Source organism: Achromobacter pulmonis, from assembly GCF_021733725.1.
In the GTDB taxonomy this organism is placed as follows: Bacteria; Pseudomonadota; Gammaproteobacteria; order Burkholderiales; family Burkholderiaceae_B; genus Achromobacter; species Achromobacter pulmonis.
In genome coordinates this window covers 4,046,348-4,069,151 of the sequence record NZ_JAIFOT010000001.1, presented here as the reverse complement: position 1 = coordinate 4,069,151, position 22,804 = coordinate 4,046,348, and the positions used below count along the sequence as shown (strand labels likewise).

Sequence of the window (22,804 nt, the reverse complement as noted above, 5' to 3'; positions counted from 1 at the left end):
CGATTCATATTCTATGCCGATCAGGGCGTAACGCCAGCGATTTCAAAAACCACGCTGTCATGACGGCCTTGCGCGTCCATGACGGTAAGCGTATACCGTCCGTCCCGCGTCAGCACCAGATTAAACGGACGACCCGACGCGGCATGACCCACCACGCGGCTGTCGAGCATCCACCAAACTTCTCCTTCGGCGCCCTGCACATCCACATCCACCGCCACCTGGTCGCTGCCAGGCACGGGCCGCAATACCGAACCGCTGGCCACCCCGCCCAGGCGCAGCGGCCCCTGGGTGGCATCGGCATAGCCGGCGAACGACGGCGGCACCGTGTCATTCAAGGCCCAGGCCGCGCGCTGTTCGGGACACTCTCCCGACGGCACGCTGCCCAGCCGGTAGCCCAGCGGCCAGCAGGTCACGACCGGCTGCACCGTGGCGGGCCGCACGCGCACGTGCTGGACGCCTTCGGGCAGGGCCGCGACGATATCCTGCAGTAGCGGCGCCGCCACATTCGCCCCGAAAAACCCGGGATTGGGGGTGCCGTCCGGCCGGCCCACCCACACGCCGATGGTCCAGCTGTCGGTCACGCCGACCGCCCAGGCGTCCCGGAATCCGAAACTCGTCCCGGTTTTCCAGGCCAGCCGCCGCGCCGGGCTGCCCGACTGGTAAAAGGGCCGGTCCGGGTGGCCGCCCCCCTCCAGGATGTCGCGGACAATCCAGGCCGCGCCTGCGCTCATCATACGGGACTCGACCCGGGGCTGCTCCGGCCGCAGGCGCGGACGCCCGGAGATGCCGCCACGGGCCAGGGCCCGATAAGCCCCCACCAGTTCTTCCAATGTGGTGCCGCCCCCGCCCAAAATCAAGCTCAGGTTCGGCTCGGCGCCCGCAGGCAGACGCAGCCAGACCCCGCCCGTCAGCATAACCGAGGCGAAGCGGTTCGGTCCGACCCGGTCCAGCAGGTCCACCGCCGGCACATTGAGCGAGCGCTGCAGCGCCTGCGCCACACTGACCGGCCCCGAGAAGGACGCCTGGAAGTTGCCCGGGGCGTAGCCACCGAACGACAGCGGCGCGTCGATCAGCAGGCTTTCCGAATGGATCAGGCCATCATCGAGGGCCTGCGCATACAGGAATGGCTTGAGGGTCGAGCCGGGCGAACGCACGCCGCGCACCATATCCACATGGGCGTAACGGGTATCGTCGGAAAAATCCGCGGAACCGGCGTAGGCCTTGACCGCCAGCGTGTCGTTGTCCATCACCAGCACCGCCATCGAGACCTTGGGCGGCAGATTGTCGACACGATCCAGCAGCATGCGCTCGACCGCCGCCTGCATGTCGGCATCCAGGGTCGAGGTCAGGACCGGCGGCCGGTTGCCCGGACGGTGCGAGCCGGCCCGGGGCCGTCCGGCCTCCTGCAGCAGGCGTTGCGCGGCCAGCGGCGCCAGCCAGCGGGCGCGCAGTGGCGGCGCCACCACCTGTTCGATCTTGGCATCGGCGACTTCGGCCGGCGTCCAGCGGCCCAGTTCGACCATGCGGTCCAACACCTTGTCGCGCGCCGCCTGCGCGGCCTGCGGATGGCGGTCCGGCCGCAGCCGCGACGGCGCCTGCGGCAAGGCGGTCAACATCGCCGCCTCGGCCGGGCTGAGGTCGCGCGCGGGCTTGCCCAGCCACAGGCGCGCGCCCATCTCCACCCCTTCGACAATGCCGCCCATCGGGGCATGCGTCAGGTACAGCGACAGGATCTCATCCTTGCTGTAGTGCATTTCCAGCTGCACGGCGCGCCAGGCCTGGCGCAGCTTGGCCGCTATCGTGCGCGACGGCTTGCCGGCCAGTTGCGGATCGATCAGGCGCGCCACCTGCATGGTCAGGGTCGAGCCTCCCGAGACGATGCGGCGATTGGTGGCCCATTGCCAGCCCGCGCGCGCCAGCGACACCGGATTGACCCCGGGATGCCAGTAGAACCAGCGGTCCTCATAGGTCAGCAAGGTGTCCAGATAGTGCGGCGACACCTGTTCCGGTTTGACCGGATAGCGCCAGATGCCATCGCGGCTGGGGTAGTTGCGCAATGGCGTGCCGTCGGCGGCGACCACCACCGCCGCGCCGCCGGAATCGATGGGGGGCAAGGGATAGAGGCGGTCGAACACGAATAACAACGCGGCCAGCGCTACACACACGCTGGCCGCGTAGAGTCCGCGCCGCCGCCAGCGGCGGGCGCGCGAGGCGCCCGCCGGCGGGGTGGCGGCGGGGTTCAAGGACGCTGCTTGGCGCTGCGATCGCGGATTTCGACCGTGCTCCATTGCTCGCCTACGCCACGGATCTCGGGCCGGTACATATCTTCGGCCACGGTCGACGGCACCGCGTAGCGGCCCGGCGTCACGACCCGCACCAGGTAGAACACATCGACCTTGCCACGGCCCAGCGCGACCGCCGCGACATAGCGGTCATCGCGGAACTCGCGGTGCTTGATGTTGGGATCGGACATCGCGTCGGCCACGCGGCGGCCGCCAATGCTCCAGTCCTGCATCTCGGGACTCTGCGACAGGTTCAGGTTCTCGACCTCGAAGCCGGCGGGCACGCGGTCCACCAGCAGGCCGTCGGGAATGTTCTGGTTGGCGCTGGCCTGGACCCACACCACCAGCATGTCGCCCGTCTGCAGCGTGCCGCCATCCCAGGGCTTGCCGTCCGGACGATACCAGCCGCGCTTGAGCTTGATCACATCGCTGCGCGGCGCCGGCGCGGTGGTCGGGCTGCCCTGGATGTCGTACTCGACGAAGAGCGACTGGCTGCCGGTATTGACGAGCTGGGTGCCGGCCAGATCGGCCGCGCTCAGCGAAACGCTGCGGTCGGCCCTGCCGCCTTCGAGCGCCTTGCGCGCGCCGTTGATGGTCAGCGTGGCCTGCCAGGGAGTCGACTTGTCGCCCCCGGCGGCACGCGCCGCCAGCAACAGCGCCATCTGTTCCTGGGTCGACAGGTACGAACGGTTGCCCATGCGCGCGGCCAATTGCGTCATCAGGTTCTCGACGCGGTCGTGATGCAGCCCGTACTGATTGGCCAGCGCATATGACAGGGCGTAATCGCGCACGGCGCTGCCGTAGTCGCCGAGCCAGTCATCGTAATAGCTGTTGGCGCGGCGGGTGATGCCGTACTCGCGCGTCATGGCCTGGTCGAGCGCGCTCTTCATGCGCCCTTCGTCGCCCATCAGCTTGAACGCCGCGGCCAGCTGGATCAGGGGCAGCGGCGAACGCGCGCGGTCCTGGTAGTTGTCGAACAGCTGGCGCACCGTCGACAGCGGCGCCTTCTTGTCGCGCGCCAGCGCCAGGGCGGCCGTGGCCAGGCCGGCGAAGCGGCGATGGTCTTCACGCAGCACGCTCATGCCGCTGCTGTCCAGGCGGCCCGACTCGAAGTCGCGCTTCAGATTGGCCGACCAGGTGCCGAACGAACCGCTGCTCTGCTGCACCTGCTCCAGCAGCCACTGGCGCGAACGATCCAGCGAGGCTTCGGGAATCGCGAAGCCCTTGTCGCGCGCATCCTGCATGAAGCCCACGGCGTAGGCCGTCAGCCACACATCGCGCGCCGACGAACTGCTCCACAGGTTGTAGGAGCCGGCCGCGTTGCGCATGCCCGACAGGCGGCCGAGGGCGCCCGCGACCTTGGCCTCGCGCTCGGCCTGGGTGCGCGGCTTCAGACCAAACTGCTTGGCCGCTTCCTCGTCGATCAGCACCCACGGCAGCGTCGCGCTGATGGTCTGCTCGGTGCAGCCGTAGGGGTAGTTGAGCAGGCCTTCGACCACGCGGTTGACGTTGATCGGCGGACGGTTCGAAACCGTCATGCTGACCGTGGTCGAGTCCGGGTAGTACGACGCCACCCACGACGCCTGCGGCGTGTTGGACTCGCCCGGGTTCAAGCGCAGGCGGCGCACCTGGCGCTCGGCCGCGTAGGCCGGCTGCACCTGCAGCACCGATTCACGCACGATATGGATCGGCTTGGCGCCGCCCTGCCCGTCCACGGTCAGGCGCATCAGGCCCAGGCCATACGAGCCGGTGGTGCTGGCGGTAAAGCGCAGCGTAGTGCGCTGCTTGTCCTTGAGCGTTACGGTGCGGGTGCCGTCGACGATGCCGACCGGATCCAGCGCTTCCAGCTTGACCGTCACCTTCTGGTCGGCGCCGCTCAGGTTGGTCACGTCCAGCGCGATCGCGGCCTGGTCGCCCGGAGTGATGAAGCGCGGCGTGTTCAGCTCGGCCACGATCGGCGCCGCCACCACCATTTCGGCGTCGGTGCTGCCGAAGTTGTCGGCGGTGAACGCGACTGCCATCAGGCGCAGCGTGCCGTTGAAGTCCGGCAGGTCCAGCGGGATGTCGGCCTCGCCCTTGTCATTGAGCTTGACCGGCCCCGAGAACAGGTCGACCAGCTTGACCTTCTTGGGCAGGCTCTTGCTGTCGCCGCGCATAGCGGCATCGCCGCCCCACTTCAGCTTGCCCTTGGTGCCGTCCATCTTCTCGATCAGCTTGCCGTACATGTCCAGCAATTCGGGCGCGTAGCGGTGCTTGCCGAAGAAGAAGTCGAGCGGATCGGGCGTGCGGTACTGGTTGATGTTGAGAATGCCGACGTCGACCGCCGACAGCGTCACCATGGCCTGCTTGCCCTGGGCGCCGTCGACCTTCACGCGAACGGTGGTCTTGGTCTCGGGTTCGGTCTTGGCGGCGGCCGTCAGCTTGACGTCGAGCTTGCGGTCGACGCTGGCGATCGGCAGGAACGTCAGGCCCAGCGCGCGCGCCGGGGTCACGCGATCACCTTCGCTGCCAGGGCGGAATACCGCCGCGGCCACGTACAGGTCATGGCGCTTCCAGCTCTTGTCGATCGGAATTTCGACTTGCGTGCCGGTCGCCTTCACGGCCACCCAGGTCGACCACAGCATGCGGTCGCCCTCGACGGTGATCAGGGCCTGGCCGTCGTGCGGCGGCGTCAGGGTCAGCTTGACGCTGTCGCCCGGCTTGGCCGGCACGCCTTCGAGCTTCATCTGCACGCGGTCGGGGCGGTTGCCCATGGCGTCGGCATCCTGGGCATCCCAGCCCGCGTAGAAACGGTAGCGCAGGGTCTCGCCCGTCTCAGGATCGGCGATTTCCAGGCGGTAGCGGCCCCACTTGACCGGCACCGTGAACTGGCCGCGGTCCTTCAGCGCGATCTCGCGCGAGTCGAGCAGTTCCTCGGTTTCGGTGTAGCCGCTGTTCCAGCCGCGCTGGTCGTCGAAGCGCCAGTAATATTGGCGTTCCTCGCGATACAGGCGCATCTGCGCCTGCGCCAGCGGCGCGATCTTGCCCTGCGCATCCACGCGCAGCACTTCGAATGCGGCCGGGGAGCCTTCGCGCGCCACATCGCCGTCGAACTGCGGACGCACGGCGATCAGTTTGTCAGCGGGCCAGACGCTGCGCTCGATCGAACGCACCACCGGGCGGCCGCCCGATTCCAGCAGACTGGCCGATACCCGCACTTTCATGGGCGAGTGGGTGCCCTCGGTGCGCGGTTCGACCTCCAACTGCGCGGCGCCGGTCGAATCCAGCGCGGCTTCCGGCAGCTCTTCGAAATGGCGGCGCGAATCGTCGGCCACGTCGCCGAAGATGAAACCGGGCCATTGCTGCGGCAATGCATAGCGGTCGCGCTTGACCTGGAAACTGGACAGCAGGCGGTTGCCGGCGGCCGGCGCGCCATACAGGTAGTCGCCCTGCACATCGATCGTCAGGGTCTCGTTCGGCGACAGCACTTCCTGGTCGGACGTCAGCGCCATCTTCATGCGCTCGGGCAGGAATTCCTCGACCTGGAACTTCCACGAGGCGTCCGGCGCGCGCGATGCCGGGTCAACGCGCAGTTCCAGCATCCAGGCGCCGGTCTGGGCGTCGGGCGGCAGGTCGATGGCGCGCTCGACATAGCCTTGCATGTCCTTGGCCGGCTGCCACAGGTTGGTCGAAACCACGCGGCCGTCGGGACGCTTGATGGTGGCAGTCAACGGCGAAGCCGGCATCACGCGGCCGTCGAGGTCGCGCGGCAATACCGACACATGGAAGGTTTCGCCGGGGCGGTAGAGGTTGCGGCCGGCGTAGACGAACAGATTGTTGGGGCGGGAGATATGGCCGCCGATATCGAATTCGGACAGGTCCAGCGCCGGTTCGGCCAGCGCCAGCACGGTCATTTCCTTGTCGCGCGAGGCGCGGATGACACGGGCGTTGGTGAAACTGCCGTCGAAGCGCACGTGGCCCTGGGCATCCGCCTGGGCCTTGGCCAGCGTCTTACCGGCGCCGTCCACCAGCTCGAACAGCGCGCCGGAAATCGCCTGGCCGCTCTTGAGCGACACCGAGTAGGCCTCGATGCGGTCGCTGTAGCGGCGGGCGTGCAGACCGATATCGCTGACATAGAAATAAGTAACCTGGTACTCATAGCGGAAACGGCCGGGCTGGCTCATCACCGCGACGTAGATGCCGGGTTCCTGCAGTTCCTTGATGCCTTCGACCGGCAGGAAAGTGACGTGGCGGCGGTTGGGCTTGTCGTCCGTCAGGAAACGGCCCTGGTAGACGCTGGTGGTCAGCGTGTTCAGGCGATCCAGGTCCCAGTTGCTGACCGAGCCCTTCAGGCTGCGATTGCCGGAATAGCGCCAGCTGTCTTCGTCGTAGCCGCCGGACTCGTCATCCTCCGATGCGGCGCTGTTGCGGCCGATCCCCAGCACCGTTTCGAACAGTTCCGGCACGCGCTCGGGAGCCACGCGCAGGAACTGCACGTCGACTTCGGGCATGTTGACGGTCGCCACCGGCAGGCCGCCATTCTGCCCTGCCGGCAGCACCACGCCGCGGCTGGCGAAATAGAACGAGGGCGGCATGGCGTCGGTGGTCACGGCACAATGCGAAGCGGTGGCCAGCACCCCCTTGTCGCCGGCGCCGGGCAAGCCCGCGCGTACCGCAATGGCGTACGAGCGCTGCGGCTGGACATAAGGGAAATACACCATGCGCGGATTCGATCCGACCACCCAGCTTCCCTGGATGACCTTGCCTTTGGGCGCGGCATCGCCCGGCTTGACCGATGCCGGCTGGTCGCCATTCTGGGCGGCCTGCTCGTTGTCACGGTCGGGTTTTCCCGAGGCCGCGCCGGTGTCGATCACCTGCAGGAATTTGTTCAGGTCGGCCTTGGCATCGACTGGCTGGGTGAAAGTGACCGCGAGCGACAGCGCGTCGTTGTACTGGCGCGGCTGGCAATTGAGCGCGGCGAACGGATCGGCCGACCCGACCGTGGCCGTGGCGGGCAAGGCCTGCGGCTTGGCATCACCCGCCGCGGCGGCGGGCGCCGCTGCCGGCGCGCTGGCCACCGGTGGCGCACCAGGCGCGGCCGACTCGCCGCCCTTGCCCATCCACCACCCCACGCCCAGGGCGCCGGCCACCACGATTGCGCCGGCGACCGCCAGCCAGGTCTTGCTGTTCTTTCCACTCACGGCAAACCTCCCCGCCTACTCGAATGCGATGCTCCTTTGCGGCGGAGCTGCCGACCTGATTTTTCCGCGCGCTTCCCGGTGCGCGGTTCCTGCTTTGTGACCCGGTGCGGCAGCGCCCCGCCTGTCGCGGCGGCGCGGGGCCTGCGGGTTCAGACTGGTTCCATCACGCATTGCAGCGGATGCTGGCGCGCCCGCGCATACTGCGCCACCTGGGCAATCCGGGTGGCGGCCAGGTCGCGCGGATAAACGCCGCAGACACCACGGCCTTCGTGATGCACCTGCAACATGATGCGCGTGGCTTCTTCGTGATTCTTGTTGAAGAACTTCTGCAGCACCTTCACGACAAACTCCATCGGGGTGTAGTCGTCATTGAGCAGCAAAACCTGGTACATCGGCGGCGGCGCAACGCGGGCCGGCGCCTTTTCGACGACCAAATCATGCTGGGTATCCAAGGTAGAACTCATAGGGCGGCTATTCTATTTAATCAGGGGACGACCTGCATGTAACTTACGCAAAATTACACGTAGAAATGCGTAGTTTCCATACTTGACTCCGCAAAGAAAAGCGGCGCATTATCCACGCATTCTGGGGTTTTCAATTCACCGAAAACCTGCCAGGAAGCCGGAGGGGGGACAGGGGTCTAGGCCGCGATGCCCTTCTGTCAACATACGATTCAATGAGGCAGTCCGCATGTCTGATACGACCGCAACCGCCGTCCAAGGGGACAATCCCAAATCGACGGGCACCGTCAAATGGTTCAACGATGCAAAGGGGTTCGGCTTCATTACGCCCGACGATGGCGGTGAAGATCTGTTCGCCCACTTCTCGTCCATCCAGATGAATGGTTTTAAAACCCTGAAGGAAGGCCAGAAAGTGGCTTTCGAGATTATTCAGGGGCCCAAAGGCAAACAGGCGCTCAATATCACTGCTGCCTGAGTTACCCTTTACAGCGCAACGGTAAGGTTGCGCCATTATCAGGCGGGGCTTTCGAGCCCCGCCTTGTTATTTTCTTATTACTGCGATTATCGCGTGTGGTTATGCTGAAGAATGCTGTGTTGTTTCGGGTAGGTCGTGCGTTGTCCAAGACGGCGTTCATTCAGGCGGCAACGCGCAAGGCGGCCGTGGCACTGCTGGGCGCGGCCACATTGGCCCTGCCGCTGGCCGCCCACGCGCAGAGCGGTCCGCAGCCTCCCCTGCCCACCACGCAACTGGCTGCCGGCATCCATATTATCCGCGCAGAGGTGGCCAATACGGAAGCCACCCGCCGCGTCGGCCTCATGTTCCGCAAGGAACTGAGCGGCAACGACGGCATGCTGTTCGTGTTCGAACAGCCCGACCTGCAGTGCTTCTGGATGCATAACACCCTGCTGCCGCTGTCGATCGCCTTTATCGCCGACGACGGCACCATCGTCAACATCGAGGACATGGCGCCGCAGAGCGACGACACTCATTGCTCCAAGAAACCGGTGCGCTACGCGCTGGAAATGGCGCAAGGTTGGTACGAAGACCACGGCATGAAGGCCGGGCGCAAGATCGACGGCTTGCCCTGAAACCGCCGGCCGCGCTGGCGGCGCCATGAGAAAGGGAGCCTGCGGGCTCCCTTTTGCTTGGCCATCCGGCAGGCCGGCCTGGCGCCGCGCGTCGCGGCCCCGGCCGGAGCCGCGTGAAAATCAGACGCGCTCGATGATCAGGGCAATGCCCTGGCCCACGCCGATGCACATGGTGCACAGGGCGTAGCGGCCGCCGGTGCGATGCAGCTGGTTGATCGCGGTGGTCGCCAGGCGCGCGCCGCTGGCGCCCAGCGGATGGCCCAGAGCGATGGCGCCGCCATTGGGGTTGACGCGCGGATCGTTGTCGGCAATGCCCAGCTGACGCAGCACGGCCAGGCCCTGGGCGGCGAACGCCTCGTTCAGCTCGATCACGTCCATCTGCTCCAGCGTCAGGCCGGTCTGGGCCAGCACCTTGCGGGTGGCGGGCGCCGGCCCGATGCCCATGATGCGCGGCGCAACGCCGGCAGTGGCCATGCCGACCACGCGGGCGCGCGGCGTCAGGCCATGGCGGGCGGCGCCCTTTTCGTCGGCCAGCAGCAACGCGGCGGCGCCGTCGTTGACGCCCGAGGCGTTGCCGGCCGTGACCGTACCGCCTTCACGCACCACGCCCTTGAGCTTGGCCAGCGCTTCGATGCTGGTTTCGCGCGGATGTTCGTCCTTGGACACGATGACCGGATCGCCCTTTTTCTGGGCGATGGAGACCGGCACGATCTCGGCATCGAAGAAGCCTTCCTTCTGGGCGCGCGCGGTCTTTTGCTGGCTGGCCAGGGCGAACCGGTCCTGGTCTTCGCGGTTGATCTTGAAATCGTCGGCGACGTTCTCGGCGGTTTCCGGCATGGAATCGACGCCGTACTGGGCCTTCATGAGCTTGTTGATGAAGCGCCAGCCGATGGTGGTGTCGTAGATGGCGGCGCTGCGCGAGAAGGCGCTGTCGGCCTTGCCCATGACGAACGGCGCGCGGCTCATGCTTTCAACGCCGCCGGCCAGCATCAGGCCGGCTTCACCCGCGCGGATGGCGCGGGCGGCGCTGCCGATGGCGTCCAGGCCGGAACCGCACAGGCGGTTGACGGTGGCGCCGGGCACTTCGACCGGCAGGCCGGCCAGCAGCGTGGCCATGCGCGCAACGTTGCGGTTGTCTTCGCCGGCCTGGTTGGCGCAGCCCATGATGGCATCGTCCAGCTCTTCCCAGCGCACGCCGGGATTGCGCGCGACCAGCGCCTTGATGGCAACGGCCGCGAGGTCGTCGGGACGCACGGGAGCCAGCGCGCCGCCGTAGCGGCCGAAGGGGGTGCGGATCGCGTCACAGATAAAGGCATGCACGGTCATGGGATGCTCGGATCGAAGTGGGAAAAATGGGATGCGGTCGATCTTAACGCACCGGATTTCGCGCCAAGTTGGTGCATCCCCAGGATGTCCGCAGCACGGACGCTGTCCAGCAGCTGTTCACTCACCGTACGCCATCCGCCCTTATGGCGCCGGCGTGCCGGCGCGGGCGGCCCGCCCGGCGCCGACGATGGCCTGGCGCCGGAAACGGCCGGCCGCCAGGTGATAGAAAGGCTGCGGGCAGAACTGGCGCGACACGCCGGAGGACAGCAGCGAACCGACCAGCAGCCAGAACAGCATCGGCTGGCTGCCCGTCATTTCCATGACCACCACGCTGGCCGTCAGCGGCGCCTGGGTGGCGGCGGCCAGAAACGCCGCCATCGACACCAGCACCAGCACGCGCTGGTCCACGCCTTCGCCGGCCAGCTCCCAGATGTGGTGGCCGATGCCGGCACCAGTGGTCAGCGCTGGCGTGAAGATCCCGCCAGGAATGCCGGCCCAGTAGGAGGCGACGGTCGCGGCCAGCTTGGCCAGGCCGAAGCCGGCGGGCAGCACGTGCTGGGTTTCGCCCGACAGCAGGTCGGCGGCCGCGCCGTAGCCCGTGCCATACACACTGCCGGCGGTGGCCAGGCCGATCACGGCCAGCACCAGGCCCATCGCGAACGCTGTCCAGATGGGATGCGCGCGCACCCAGGCGCGCCAGGACGCCGGCGCCATCGCTGCCGGCCCCTTGCCCAGCAGGCGCGCGAAGATGCCGCCCAGCGCGCCGTTGAGCGCGGCGCAGATCAGCACCCACCACAACATGCCGTGGGCCAGCGGCGCGCCGGCAAAGGCGCCGAAATAGGGGTTGTTGCCCTGCACCGCAACCACCAGGAAGCCGGCCGCCAGCACGCCGATCAGCACCAGCCGCTGCCAGCGCAGCGCCGTGCCGCGCCCCAGTTCCTCGATGGCGAAGATGACGCCCGCCAGCGGCGCGTTGAAGGCCGCGGCCAGGCCGCCGGCGGCGCCAGCGGCGATCAGTTCATTGGCATGGAAGCCACGCAGTTGCAACCCGCGGCGTTTCCAGAAATCGCCCCAGGCCAGCATAACGGCGGCGCCGACCTGGACCGATGGCCCTTCGCGCCCGATCGAGGCGCCAGCCAGCATGCCGAAGAATGCCAGGGGGATCTTCCACAGCACCTGGACCAGTGACACCAGGCTGCGCTGGCTTGGCCCAGGCGGCAGCGACAAGGCGCCGATGACCTGCGGGATGCCGCTGCCCGCGGCATTGGGCGCGAATCGCAAGGTGGCCCAGCGCAAGGCCGCCAGCGCGCAAGGCAACACCAGCAACGCCAGCCAACCGGCGCGGCCGACCCACTCCCGATTCCATTCCAGCGCCAGGTCCGCCAGATAGGCGAATCCGAGCGAGACCAGCGCCACCAGCGCTGCGCCGCCCAGCAGCAGGGCCACGGGCAGGCTCTTGCGAGACAGGCGATTGGTTTGACGCGCCTTGCGGCGCAACAGATGACGGGAGCCGGTGGCGACACGGCGCAACGGAGTGGGCAGGGGCATGGGCGAGGTCGGGCGACAAGGGACGGAACCAGACGAGGCTACACCTTACCATCGCCGCCTGACGCGCAGCCCACAAACTGCCGTCGCCCTCAGAATGACGACCAGTCATCTTCCCCGGCATGGCTGAGCGCCGGGCGCGTCACGACCGGGTCCTGGCGCGGCGCCGCGACCGCGGGATGCGGCGTGGCGCGGCCGGCCTCGATCAGGCGGGCCTGCGGCGCCCCACCGGCGTCGACCTTGAAGCGGCGCACCTGCTGCGACAGGCGGCTGGCTTGATCCTGCATGCTGCCGGCCGCGGCGGCGGCCTGCTCCACCAGCGCGGCGTTCTGCTGGGTCACCGTGTCCATTTGCGCCACGGCCTGGTTGACCTGGCCGATGCCGGTGGATTGTTCGGCCGAGGCGCTGGCGATTTCATGCACCAGGATCGCGGCCTGACGCACGCTGTCGACGACCTCGCGCATGGTGTTGCCGGCTTCGTCGGCCTGGCGCGTGCCGCCTTCGACGCGATGGACCGATTCGTCGATCAGGGCCTTGATTTCCTTGGCCGCCACCGCGGAACGCTGCGCCAGGGTGCGGACCTCGCCCGCCACCACCGCGAAACCACGGCCCTGCTCGCCGGCGCGCGCGGCCTCGACCGCCGCGTTCAGCGCCAGGATGTTGGTCTGGAAGGCAATGCCGTCGATCACGCTGGTGATGTCGGCGATGCGGCGCGAGCTTTCGGAAATCGCGCCCATGGTCTGGACCACCACATTGACCACCTCGCCGCCGCGCGCCGCCACCGCCGACGCCTGGGTCACCAGCTTTTCGGCCTCGCCGGCATTGCTGGCGTTCTGCTGCACGGTGCTGGTGAGCTGCTCCATCGAGGCTGCGGTCTGCTCCAGCGATGCCGCCTGCTCCTCGGTGCGCTGCGACAGGTCGGCATTACCTTGCGCGATCTGCGAGGAAGCCGAGGCGATGCTCTCGCAGCCGTCGCGCACATCGCGCACGATGCGCGCCAGGTTTTCGTTCATGGCCTTGAGCGCGGCCATCAGGTCGCCGGTCTCATCGCGCGAGGTGACCTGGATGTCGCCGCTCAGGTCGCCGTTGGCGACCCGGCGCGCCGCTTCCACCGCCCGCCCCAGCGGCCGGGTGATACCGCGCGTCACCAGCCAGCCGAGCAACAGGCCCAGGGCCACGCCGGCCAGCGACAGCCCGATCATGATGAGCCGGGTGCTGCGGTAGAGATCGGTGACTTCCTGCACCGCGCGGTCGGCCGCATTTTCCTTGGCCTGGACCAGTTCGGTGATCAGCGCCTCGGCCTTGCCCGAAGACGCAGCGGCGCGCTTCGTGATGTTGACGATGGCGTCATCGGTCCGCGCCAGCGGCAGCGCCTGGGCCGCGTCGAAGAACTCGATGGCCTCGCGCTTCCAGACCTCTTCGGCTTCGATGAATTGCGCCAGCAGGCGCTTGCCGCCCTCGCGGATGAAGCTTTGCGCTGCCTTGGCGCGCAGACGCTCCAGGCTGGCGACATCGCGGTCGAACTCGGCACGCAGCGCCTGCCTTTCTTCCTGGGTAGTGGCGCCCAGGAAACTCTTGCGCGCGCGGCCGGCGGCGATCAGGCTGATGTTGGCTTCCTTGATGTCGGACAGCCCCCGGAATTCGACCCCGGCGATCTGGTCGTTCATGTCGTTGATGCGGCCCAGCCCCCACACCCCGAACGCGCCGATGCAGCCGCCCAGCAGCGCCACCATCAGGAACGCGCCCGACAGACGCACGCCGATGCGCGCGCCGATATTCAACCCCGAAAACAAACGCAACATGCTTCCCTTCCCGTCAAGCACCACGGTGTTGTGGCGGGCATGCCGCGATCCTTGGCCCCATGGCTCGGCCGCAGACTGCCTTTAACAATAGCGGGAGCTCTCCCGCGCGGTAGGCGAGAAGAAAGGGAGATTTATTCTCATTTTCGACAGAATAGATTCGACAATATACAAAATAGAATCATGCAATGCCGTATTTCAGTGGCACTTTCCGCGGGACGCCAAACGAAAAAGCCCCTCGCGATGCGAGGGGCTTCGGCCTTGCGGTGCGCGCCGGGCGCGCAGCGGAATCAGGCGAAATTCTTGGCCGCGAACTCCCAGTTCACCAGCGCCCAGAAGTTCTCCAGGTACTTGGGACGGGCGTTGCGGTAGTCGATGTAGTACGCGTGTTCCCAGACATCACAGGTGAGCAGCGGCTTGTCGGCCGTGGTCAGCGGGGTGGCGGCGTTGCTGGTGTTGACGATGTCGACCGAGCCGTCGGCCTTCTTGACCAGCCAGGTCCAGCCCGAACCGAAGTTGCCGGCGGCCGACTTGTTGAAGGCTTCCTTGAAGGCGTCGAAGCTGCCCCACTTGGCGTTGATGGCGTCGGCCAGCTTGCCGGTCGGCGCGCCGCCGGCCTTGGGAGCCAGGCTGTTCCAGTAGAAGGTGTGGTTCCAGATCTGCGCGGCGTTGTTGAAGATGCCACCCGAGGACTTCTTGACGATGTCTTCCAGCGACAGGTTCTCGAACTCGGTGCCCGGGATCAGGTTGTTCAGGTTCGTGACGTAGGTCTGGTGGTGCTTGCCGTAGTGGTACTCCAGCGTCTCTTTCGAGATGTGCGGAGCCAGCGCGTCCATATCGTAAGGCAGGGGGGGAAGAGTATGTGCCATGTGTCGGTTCCTTCTGTTGAGTGCACGATCAAGCCGTTCAATTGTATCGGCAACTCAACGAGGATACCGCGTTAACCCCGCGGCAGCGCGGGGTTAACGGGGATGGGCACATGCCTCGCGCCGCCGCGCGGCCCCGTTCGTGACGAAGCTCCTTCCGGTGACGCGGCACCCCGGCCCCTGGCCGCGATATCGGACTCCCTCACCCTCGCAGGGCGCGGGCATCGAGGCCCTGCGCGTCAGAGATCGCGCGTCTCGCGCACCTGCGTGATCTCGACGCGGGCGCCCCCCTGGGCGAAGCTCAGGTCCAGGCCCTGCCCTGCCGCCAGGGTAGCGGCATCGCGCACGATGCGGCCCTCGGCGTCGCGGGCGATCGCATAGCCGCGCGCCAGCGTATTGCCGGGATCGAGGGCGCGCAGCTGCGCGCTGACGGCCGCCAGCCGGTCGCGGCGCCGCGCCAGCAGGCGCGCATGCGCCTGGCCCAGTTGCCGCGTGGCCGCCGCCAGGCGCTCGGCGCCCCTGCGCACCTCGGGCGCGCGGTGCGCCAGGCGTTGCGCCAGCAGATTGACGCGGGCGCCGCGCCGGGCCTGCGGGCCGGCCCAGGCCGCCGCCAGGCGGTAGCCCAGGCTGCTCAGGCGCTCACGCTGGTGCTCCAGGCGCTGCGCCGGCGACACCAGTTGCGCGGTGGCGCGGTCCAGCCGCTGCGCGGCGCGCTCCAGTCGGCGTTGCTGGCCGCGCGCCAGCGTTTCGGCCGCATACATCACGCGGCCGAGCAGGTCCGAACGCGGCACGCACGCCAGCTCGGCGGCCGCGGTCGGGGTGGGCGCGCGCACGTCGGCAACGAAATCGGCGATGGTGAAGTCGGTTTCATGGCCGACCCCGCTGATGGTGGTGATGGCGCTGGCATCGATGGCGCGCGCCAGGTCCTCGTCGTTGAAACTCCAGAGATCCTCGATGCTGCCGCCGCCGCGCACCAGCAGCAGCGTGTCGACCTCGCCCCGCGCATTGGCCAGGCGGATCTGCGCGGCCAGCCGGCCAGCCGCGTCCGCGCCCTGCACCGGCGCCGGATAGATGATGACGGGCACTTGCGGCGCGCGCCGCGCCAACGCCGACAGCACATCACGCAACGCGGCCGCGTGCAGCGACGTAATCACGCCGATGGCGCGCGGCAGCGGCACCGGCTCGCGCTTGCGCGCCGGATCGAACAGGCCCTCGGCGGCCAGTTGTTCCTTCAAGCGCAGGAAAGCCTCGTAGAGGTTGCCGATACCCGCGCGGCGCATGGCGTCGGCCTGCAGTTGATAATCGCCGCGCGGCTCGTACAGTGACACCCTGGCCCTGATTTCGACCTGGTCGCCGGCGCGCGGCACGAACCCTACTGCGCTGGCGCGGCCCCGGAACATGACGGCCCGCACCGCGGCGCGGCTGTCCTTGAGCGTGAAGTACCAATGCCCGGAAGCCGCCTGCGTGAAGTTGGAAATCTCGCCGCGCACCCACAGCGCCGGAATGCTGCGCTCCAACAATTGCCCCACGGCTTGGTTCAGCTGGGCAACTGTGAGGATATCCCGCGCAAATACGTTGTTTGTGACCGCAAGTTCAATTGTCATAAGGCTTTCCGACGCTTAGCTGTCCACAGGACATACGCAGCGGGCCGCAATGATACCGCGTCCGGACATTTTTGCCGCCACCGGCCCGAAAGCCAGCAAATTCGACTCAAATCCATGATTTATATGGAATTTTTAGCCAAGCGCAGCTGCTCGAAATGAGAGCAACCAAGCGCAAGCCCTGTGCCCGCAAGCGTTCCGGCGAAGTTTTACACAGAATTATCCACAAATTCTGTGGATAGTTTGGGAGGGTGGCCACCCTTGCCACATCCGCGCCGCGCCGTTACAGTTTCGGCTTGATCAGTTGCCGGCGCGCCGCCCGGCCCCTCCCCTGGAGTCGACTGTTTTGCTTTCCATCTTGCGCGAGGCCGGCTGGCCGATCTGGCCCCTGCTGGCGACTTCCGTGCTGGGCCTGGCGCTGATCTTCGAGCGCTTCCTGTCGCTGCGCCGCAGCCAGATCCTGCCGCGCGGCCTGAACGAACAGGTGGCCGACATGCTGCGCAACCGCCAGGACAGCCCCGAGGCCCTGAACCGCCTCGAACGCAATTCCCCGCTGGGCCGCGTGCTGGCCGAGGTCATGCGCCACCGCCACCTGCCGCGCGAGGAACTGCGCAGCGTGGTCGAGGACACCGGCCGCGCCATCGCCCACGATCTCAGCCGCTACATCCCCGCCATCGGCACCATCGCGGTGGTGGCGCCGCTGATGGGCCTGTTCGGCACCGTGGTCGGCATGATCGAGATCTTCGGTTCGTACACGCCCGGCGGTGGCGATCCGGCCCAGTTGGCCCGCGGCATCTCGATCGCGCTGTACAACACCGGCTTCGGCATCCTCATCGCCATTCCCGCCATGATCGCCCACCGCTACCTGCGCAGCCGGGTCGATGGCTATCTGAACGCCATGGAAATCTCGGCCGCGCGCCTGGCGCGCGCCGTCGCGCCCGGCTCGCGCGAGGACCGTTCATGAATTTCCGGGGTTCGCGGGGCGACCGTGACGAGCTGGACATCAACCTGATCCCGCTCATCGACGTCCTGTTGGTCATCCTCATCTTCCTCGCGGCCACCACCTCCTTCGCCCGCTTCACGCAGTTGAAGGTCACGCTGCCACAGGCCTCGGCCGAACAGGAAACCCCGCCGGCGCTGGAAGTGGCGATCAGCCAGGACGGGCGCTATGCGCTCAACGGCACCTTGATCGACGTGTCCACGCCGCCCGAGATCGCCGAGGTGCTGCGCCAGGCGGCGGCCGGCAAGACCGAACCGCTGGTGGTCATCAACGCCGACGCCCAGGCCACCCACCAGTCCGTGATCAACGTGATGGAAGCGGCCCGCCTGGCCGGCATCGGCCGCGTCAACTTCGCCGCCCAGACCGCCCGGTGAACACGCCTTCCCCCAAGGCCTCGCTGCTGGCGCGCCAATGGCAGCATGGCGGCTGGCTTTCCACCCTGCTGCGGCCGCTGGCGGCACTGACCGCGCGCGTGGTGGCGCGCAAGCGCGCCGGCTATCGCGATGGCCGCAGGCCGGCGTACCGCGCCCCCGTGCCGGTGGTGGTGATCGGCAATATCTACGTCGGCGGCACCGGCAAGACCCCCATGGTGATCGCCACCGTCGAGGGCCTGCGCGCGCGCGGCTACACGCCCGGCGTGGTCAGCCGCGGCTATGGTGTGAAGCTGGGACCGCAGGCGCGCGTCGGCCAGGGAGAACTGGAAGCGGCGCGGTTCGGCGACGAGCCGGCGCTGATCGCGCGCACCACCGGCGCGCCCGTGGCGGTGCATCCGCGCCGCGCGCTGGCCGCCCAGGCACTGCTGCGCGAGCATCCGCAGGTGGACGTGATCGTGTCCGATGATGGCCTGCAACACCTGGCGCTGGCGCGCGACGTCGAGATCGTGGTGCAGGACCCGCGCGGCATCGGCAATGGCCGTCTGCTGCCCGCCGGCCCGCTGCGCGAACCCGCCAGCCGGCTGCGCGAAGTGGATGCGGTGGTGACCAATATCGGCGTGCCCGACGGCCGCGCCGCGCCGCCGCAGGCGACGGGTCCGCGCCAGGTGGCGATGTGGCTGGAGCCGGCCGACGCGCGCCGCATCGAGGATGGCGCCCGGCGACCGCTGGCGGACTTCGCCGGCCAGCCAGGCGTGGCCGCGGCCGCCGGCATCGGCAATCCCGAACGCTTTTTCACCACCTTGCGGTCGCAGGGCATCACGCTGGCCGCGACGCTGGCGCTGCCGGATCATCACGATTACGCCCGTTCGCCCTTCGCGGGCCTGGCGGCCACGACCATCCTGGTGACGTCCAAGGACGCCATCAAGTGCGCGGCGCTGCACGACGCGCGCCTGTGGGAAGTGCCTGTGCGGGCCGGCTTTTCCGACCCCCTGTTGTTCGACTGGCTGGCGCAGCGCCTGCGCCAGCCACGCCCAGCCTAGAAGAACGCCGCCCGCGCCGGGGCCGGACGCTTGGCGTATTCCGCCAGGGCACGCTTGCGGGCAGATGCCGCGCGCAGGCGCAACAGCGCCAGCGGCAAGTGAACCAACAGCAGCAATGCCGCCAGCGCGAGCCACAGCACGCGCGCCAGCGACGGCCAGGGGTCGCGCAGCGCGCGCTGCGCATCGATGTCGACCACGGTGGCGCCCGAGGCCTCTTTGCCGACCGCAGTAACGAAGCCGGCGACCTGGAATGGCAGGGCGCCATCCGCCGCCATCATCGCGGCCCGCTGGTTCCAGGCCTGCAGCGGGTCGAAATCGCCGGCACGGTTGTGGCGCGGCTGCGGCAATTGCGGCAGCTCAGCATAAGGGCCGGGCGCCACGTTCAACACCACGCCGCCGCGCTGGCGCTCGGCCAGATCCTGGCTGGCCCGCGCCACCGCGTGGCGCACCACCAGCGCCATGCTGGCCCTGGCCTGGTTGCGCACCTCGTCGGCATTGCGCGAAATGATCACTGCATCGTCGGAATTGTCCTTCTGCTTGAAGGCGCCGGCCTGCGCCAGCCGCAGCAGTTCCAGCCAGTTGACGGGCTCGTCGCGCGCCAGCAGCAGCTTGTCGACCAGGCCGGACTTCAAGCGATCGCACTCGGCGATGGCCTCGCCAGTGGCCGCATCGCACGCCAACTCCGTGGTCAGGATCAGATCGGTCACCCGGCTCACCGTCAGCGCCGAGATATTGCGGGCGTTGTAGCCGGCCAGCGGGTTGGCGGCCGCGCCGCGATAGACCTGGGTGCGCACCAGCAGATCCATCATCGGGTTGGGACGGGTCTTGAGAAAGCCGCCCGAATACAGTTGCAGCACCGCCGGCGCCAGGCCCAGATCGCTGGCCGCAAGCGCATCGCCCTGCCAGCGTACGCGCGCGCAGTCGATATGCACTTCGCCGGGCCGATCGGCATCCGGCTGGAACTGGCAGCGCCCGGCGCCCTTGAGCGCGATCATATCGCCCGGCGCGGGCGGATCCTGCGCCAACGCCGCGGCCGATTCGTAGGTGCGCAACGGCGCGCCGCGCGCCCAGGCGGTGGTCAGCGCGAGATCGCCGGGCAATTGATCGCCAGACCCCAGGCCCAGCGCGGCGCCGGCGATCAGACCGGCCAGCGCCAGCGTGACATGGCGGCCCCAGAACACTTGCGGGAACCGGCGCTGTTCCTCGTCCACCGAATAACGCTGCCCGAGCCGCAACACGGCGTAATCCTCGACCCGCAGATCGACGTCGACGCGCCTGTCCTCCGGCAATTCCAGCCCTTGGCGCCAATGGTCCGGCAGCGATACCGGGATCTTGTCTCCCAGGAACAGCTGGGTCGACACCGCCTGCGCGTTGGCCGGGTTGGTCAGCACAATGGCGTTGAGCTCGCCGCGCGCGCGATTGACCTTCTGCGGCGCGCCCAGCGGGCGGCGGCGCCAGGTCAACCACAGCGCCAGCAACGCCCACGGCGCCGCGCCGGCCAGCCAGGGCCAGCCGCCGCCAGCCGCGGCCACGCCCAGGCAGCCGAAAGCCGCCAACCACAGCATCGCGGGCCAGAAAGCGATGCCGACGGAGCGCCGCGCCGCGATCTCGGCAGGCGTTTCGTCGCGCTGGCTCAGGATCTCGACACGCATGGCCTGCTCGAACTCGCGCTCGGCCTGGCCCGCCGGGGCGCCGCGATCCGTGTCGACGGCCTCGCCGGCGTCGACCACATTCTGCATGTCGCCCAGCTTGCCGCTGTTCCATTGCTGGTTCTGCTTCTGCCGCCGCGCTTCGCGCTCGCGCCCGCCCGCCAGGTCGAATTCGCCATTCAGCCCGACCACGATGGCGAATTTCTCCGTCACCACCACTTCGGCCTGGTTGTCCTCGCGCAGGTAATCGAGCGCGTCGTAGGGCAGCACCACATCGACGTCACCCAGCGTGTTGTGCATGGTGGTGCCGCCGTGGCTCGATTCCAGCCCGTGGCGCACAAAGGCGCCACGCAGCGGGAACACCCCATCGCTCACCAGCGCCACGCTTTGGGTGGGCTTGGCCGGTTGCACCAGGAACGGCTGCAGCAGGGCCTGTTCCTCGGCGCTCAAACGGCGCAGGGGCTGGCCATTCTGCTTGAGCTGGCGCAACGCCCCCTTGTTGTCACTGCGGCGCATCATGTAGGTGATGGCGCTGATGACAGACCAGACCAGGATGATGAGCATCAACCCGATGCGTATGGTGTTGGAATCCATTGTCCTGTTTTTTCCTCTTTCCTCGTGTTGCGGCGCATCATAGCCACCATCCGTCCCGAAATTTCTAACGGCCGCGTCAAAATATAACAATACTTAACAGAGCGAATACTTCAGCGTCCCCCCCGTGCGGACCGGATGCCGCCCGCTTTGCGGCGCATACCGAGACCGGACGCGGGCTGTGACGGTCCAAACTGTTTTAGAATCGCGATCATGGAATCCCGCCTTCTCGACATCCTCGTCTGCCCCCTGTGCAAGGGCCGCCTCGAACACGACCGGACCCGGGCCGAACTGGTCTGCCGCGCCGACCGCCTGGCCTTCCCGCTGCGCGACGGCATCCCCGTCATGCTCGAATCGGAGGCGCGCTCGCTGGACGACGCCCCCGCCCCCGCCCCCGCCGCCGCCTGACCCGCGCCATCGTGAGCTTCATCGCCCTGATTCCGGCGCGTACCGCCTCCACCCGCCTGCCCGACAAGCCGCTGGCCGACATCGCCGGCAAGCCGATGGTGGTGCGCACCGCCGAACGCGCGCTGCAATCCGGCGCAGCCCGGGTCTACATCGCCACCGATGACGCCCGGGTCCAGGAGGCGGCGCGGGCCCATGGCCTGCATGCCCTGATGACCCGTGGCGACCACCCCACCGGCACCGACCGGCTGGCCGAGGCCGTCGAACAGCTGGGCCTGCCGGACGACGCCATCGTGGTCAACGTGCAGGGCGACGAACCCCTGATCGAACCGGAACTCATCGACGCGGTGGCCGCGCGCCTGGCCGACAGCCCGCAGGCGGACATCGCCACCTGTGCCTGTCCGCTGGCGGACGCCGAGGCGCTGTTCAATCCCAACGTGGTCAAGCTGGTCTGCGCCAACGACGGCCGCGCGCTGTATTTCTCGCGCGCGCCGATCCCATGGGCGCGCGATGCGCTGGCCGGCGGCGCGCGCGTGCTGGCCGAGGGCCTGCCCGCCTGGCACCACATCGGCCTGTATGCCTACCGCGTGTCGTTCCTGCGCCGCTTCCCGACCCTGCCGCAGGGCGTGCTGGAACGGTTCGAGTCGCTGGAACAGTTGCGCGCCATGGAGCATGGCCACGTCATCGTCGTCCATCAGGCTCCGCATCCTCCGGCCGCCGGCGTAGATACCCCGGACGATCTGGAACGCGTTCGCTTGATCTACCGCAATCGTATATAAGGGTTATTTCGCATGGCGCGGCCCCGCAGAGGCTGTTGCATTGCGGCATAATCGCTCGGATCACAAAAATTAAACCCCATTCAGGAGCACTCATGCGTCTCATCTTGCTCGGACCGCCCGGCGCCGGCAAAGGCACTCAGGCCGCGTTTCTCACCCAGCACTTCGGCATTCCCCAGATTTCCACCGGCGACATGCTGCGCGCGGCGGTCAAGGCCGGCACGCCCCTGGGCATCGAAGCCAAGAAGGTCATGGATGCTGGCGGCCTGGTCTCGGATGAGATCATCATCGGCCTGGTGCAGGACCGCCTGAAGCAGCCCGACTGTGCCAACGGCTACCTGTTCGACGGCTTCCCGCGCACCATCCCGCAGGCCGACGCCCTCAAGAGCGCCGGCGTCAAGCTGGACTACGTGGTCGAGATCGAAGTCCCCGAGGAAGACATCATCGAACGCATGAGCGGCCGCCGCGTGCACCAGCCCAGCGGCCGCAGCTACCACGTGCGCTTCAACCCGCCCAAGGTCGAAGGCAAGGACGACGTCACCGGCGAAGACCTGATCCAGCGCGACGACGATCGCGAGGAAACGGTGCGCAACCGCCTGAACGTATACCGCCAGCAGACCCGCCCGCTGGTCGACTATTACTCGTCGTGGGCCCAGCAGAGCCCGGCCGACGCGCCGAAGTATCGCAAGATCTCCGGCGTCGGCGCGGTCGAGGAAATCAAGTCGCGCCTGTTCGACGCCGTCAATAGCTGATTGGCGCTGCGCAGGCCCCGGGGCCTTCGGCGCCGGCCGGACGCACAGCGTTCCGGCCCCGGCCCGAA

At 67.9% G+C, this 22,804-nt stretch carries 17 protein-coding genes; 8 read left to right on the top strand and 9 right to left on the bottom strand.

The window, feature by feature from the left end:
* Nucleotides 1-20: 20 nt before the first annotated feature.
* The 3 genes from pbpC to clpS form a co-directional block, all read right to left on the bottom strand.
* Complete coding sequence (pbpC, locus tag K2W61_RS18730) at nucleotides 21-2,243, bottom strand: penicillin-binding protein 1C (protein ID WP_175131636.1); 2,223 nt, start codon at nucleotides 2,241-2,243, stop codon at nucleotides 21-23.
* Nucleotides 2,240-7,462 carry an alpha-2-macroglobulin family protein gene (locus tag K2W61_RS18725; protein ID WP_419761607.1) on the bottom strand — a complete coding sequence of 1,741 codons (5,223 nt, stop codon included), beginning with the start codon at nucleotides 7,460-7,462 and terminating at the stop codon, nucleotides 2,240-2,242. The genes pbpC and K2W61_RS18725 overlap by 4 nt, the downstream gene beginning before the upstream one ends.
* 149 nt (nucleotides 7,463-7,611) lie before the next feature.
* Nucleotides 7,612-7,926 (bottom strand): ATP-dependent Clp protease adapter ClpS, encoded by a 315-nt coding sequence (gene clpS / locus K2W61_RS18720; protein WP_049073105.1) that lies wholly within the window; start codon nucleotides 7,924-7,926, stop codon nucleotides 7,612-7,614.
* Nucleotides 7,927-8,152: 226 nt separating this feature from the next.
* Here clpS and K2W61_RS18715 point away from each other — a divergent pair, with 226 nt between their 5' ends.
* Both K2W61_RS18715 and K2W61_RS18710 read left to right on the top strand, forming a co-directional pair.
* Nucleotides 8,153-8,398, top strand: a complete 246-nt coding sequence (locus K2W61_RS18715; protein WP_006220277.1) for a cold-shock protein — start codon at nucleotides 8,153-8,155, stop codon at nucleotides 8,396-8,398.
* A gap of 101 nt (nucleotides 8,399-8,499) precedes the next feature.
* Nucleotides 8,500-9,012 (top strand): DUF192 domain-containing protein, encoded by a 513-nt coding sequence (locus K2W61_RS18710; protein ID WP_175131638.1) that lies wholly within the window; start codon nucleotides 8,500-8,502, stop codon nucleotides 9,010-9,012.
* A 120-nt stretch (nucleotides 9,013-9,132) separates the two neighbouring features.
* Here the strand turns inward: K2W61_RS18710 and pcaF are convergent, their stop codons facing one another.
* From pcaF to xseA, 5 genes are all read right to left on the bottom strand, one after another.
* On the bottom strand, nucleotides 9,133-10,338 hold the full coding sequence (pcaF, locus tag K2W61_RS18705; protein ID WP_236756306.1) for a 3-oxoadipyl-CoA thiolase: 1,206 nt from the start codon (nucleotides 10,336-10,338) through the stop codon (nucleotides 9,133-9,135).
* 141 nt (nucleotides 10,339-10,479) lie between these two features.
* Nucleotides 10,480-11,886, bottom strand: coding sequence for a chloride channel protein (locus K2W61_RS18700; RefSeq protein WP_236756305.1), 1,407 nt, complete (start codon nucleotides 11,884-11,886; stop codon nucleotides 10,480-10,482).
* Between the two features lie 89 nt (nucleotides 11,887-11,975).
* Nucleotides 11,976-13,685: a methyl-accepting chemotaxis protein gene (locus K2W61_RS18695; protein WP_175131641.1), complete on the bottom strand. Its 1,710-nt coding sequence runs from the start codon at nucleotides 13,683-13,685 to the stop codon at nucleotides 11,976-11,978.
* 287 nt (nucleotides 13,686-13,972) lie between these two features.
* Nucleotides 13,973-14,551 carry a superoxide dismutase [Fe] gene (sodB, locus tag K2W61_RS18690; protein ID WP_175131642.1) on the bottom strand — a complete coding sequence of 193 codons (579 nt, stop codon included), beginning with the start codon at nucleotides 14,549-14,551 and terminating at the stop codon, nucleotides 13,973-13,975.
* 236 nt (nucleotides 14,552-14,787) lie between these two features.
* A complete protein-coding gene (gene xseA, locus K2W61_RS18685) occupies nucleotides 14,788-16,152 on the bottom strand; it encodes an exodeoxyribonuclease VII large subunit (protein ID WP_236756304.1) in 1,365 nt (454 codons plus the stop codon).
* A gap of 343 nt (nucleotides 16,153-16,495) precedes the next feature.
* On the opposite strand from xseA, the gene K2W61_RS18680 reads away from it, so the two are divergent.
* The 3 genes from K2W61_RS18680 to lpxK are packed head-to-tail and all read left to right on the top strand — an operon-like array spanning nucleotide 16,496 to nucleotide 18,563.
* Entirely contained in the window at nucleotides 16,496-17,113 is a 618-nt protein-coding gene (locus K2W61_RS18680; protein ID WP_236756303.1) for a MotA/TolQ/ExbB proton channel family protein, read from the top strand.
* Nucleotides 17,110-17,523, top strand: coding sequence for an ExbD/TolR family protein (locus K2W61_RS18675; protein WP_175133975.1), 414 nt, complete (start codon nucleotides 17,110-17,112; stop codon nucleotides 17,521-17,523). Before K2W61_RS18680 ends, K2W61_RS18675 begins: the two co-directional genes overlap by 4 nt.
* On the top strand, nucleotides 17,520-18,563 hold the full coding sequence (gene lpxK, locus K2W61_RS18670; RefSeq protein WP_175140608.1) for a tetraacyldisaccharide 4'-kinase: 1,044 nt from the start codon (nucleotides 17,520-17,522) through the stop codon (nucleotides 18,561-18,563). The genes K2W61_RS18675 and lpxK overlap by 4 nt, the downstream gene beginning before the upstream one ends.
* Here the strand turns inward: lpxK and K2W61_RS18665 are convergent.
* The gene (locus tag K2W61_RS18665) at nucleotides 18,560-20,806 is read right to left on the bottom strand and encodes an IgaA/UmoB family intracellular growth attenuator (RefSeq protein ID WP_236756302.1); all 2,247 of its coding nucleotides are present in this window, start codon (nucleotides 20,804-20,806) and stop codon (nucleotides 18,560-18,562) included. The two genes, lpxK and K2W61_RS18665, sit on opposite strands and share 4 nt — an antisense overlap.
* 210 nt (nucleotides 20,807-21,016) lie before the next feature.
* Between K2W61_RS18665 and K2W61_RS18660 the strand changes: the two genes are divergently transcribed.
* The 3 genes from K2W61_RS18660 (at nucleotide 21,017) to adk (ending at nucleotide 22,736) form a co-directional block, all read left to right on the top strand.
* Entirely contained in the window at nucleotides 21,017-21,211 is a 195-nt protein-coding gene (locus K2W61_RS18660; protein ID WP_175140606.1) for a Trm112 family protein, read from the top strand.
* An 11-nt stretch (nucleotides 21,212-21,222) separates the two neighbouring features.
* Entirely contained in the window at nucleotides 21,223-21,987 is a 765-nt protein-coding gene (kdsB, locus tag K2W61_RS18655) for a 3-deoxy-manno-octulosonate cytidylyltransferase (protein WP_236756301.1), read from the top strand.
* 92 nt (nucleotides 21,988-22,079) lie between these two features.
* Complete coding sequence (gene adk / locus K2W61_RS18650; protein WP_175133970.1) at nucleotides 22,080-22,736, top strand: adenylate kinase; 657 nt, start codon at nucleotides 22,080-22,082, stop codon at nucleotides 22,734-22,736.
* Nucleotides 22,737-22,804: the final 68 nt, after the last annotated feature.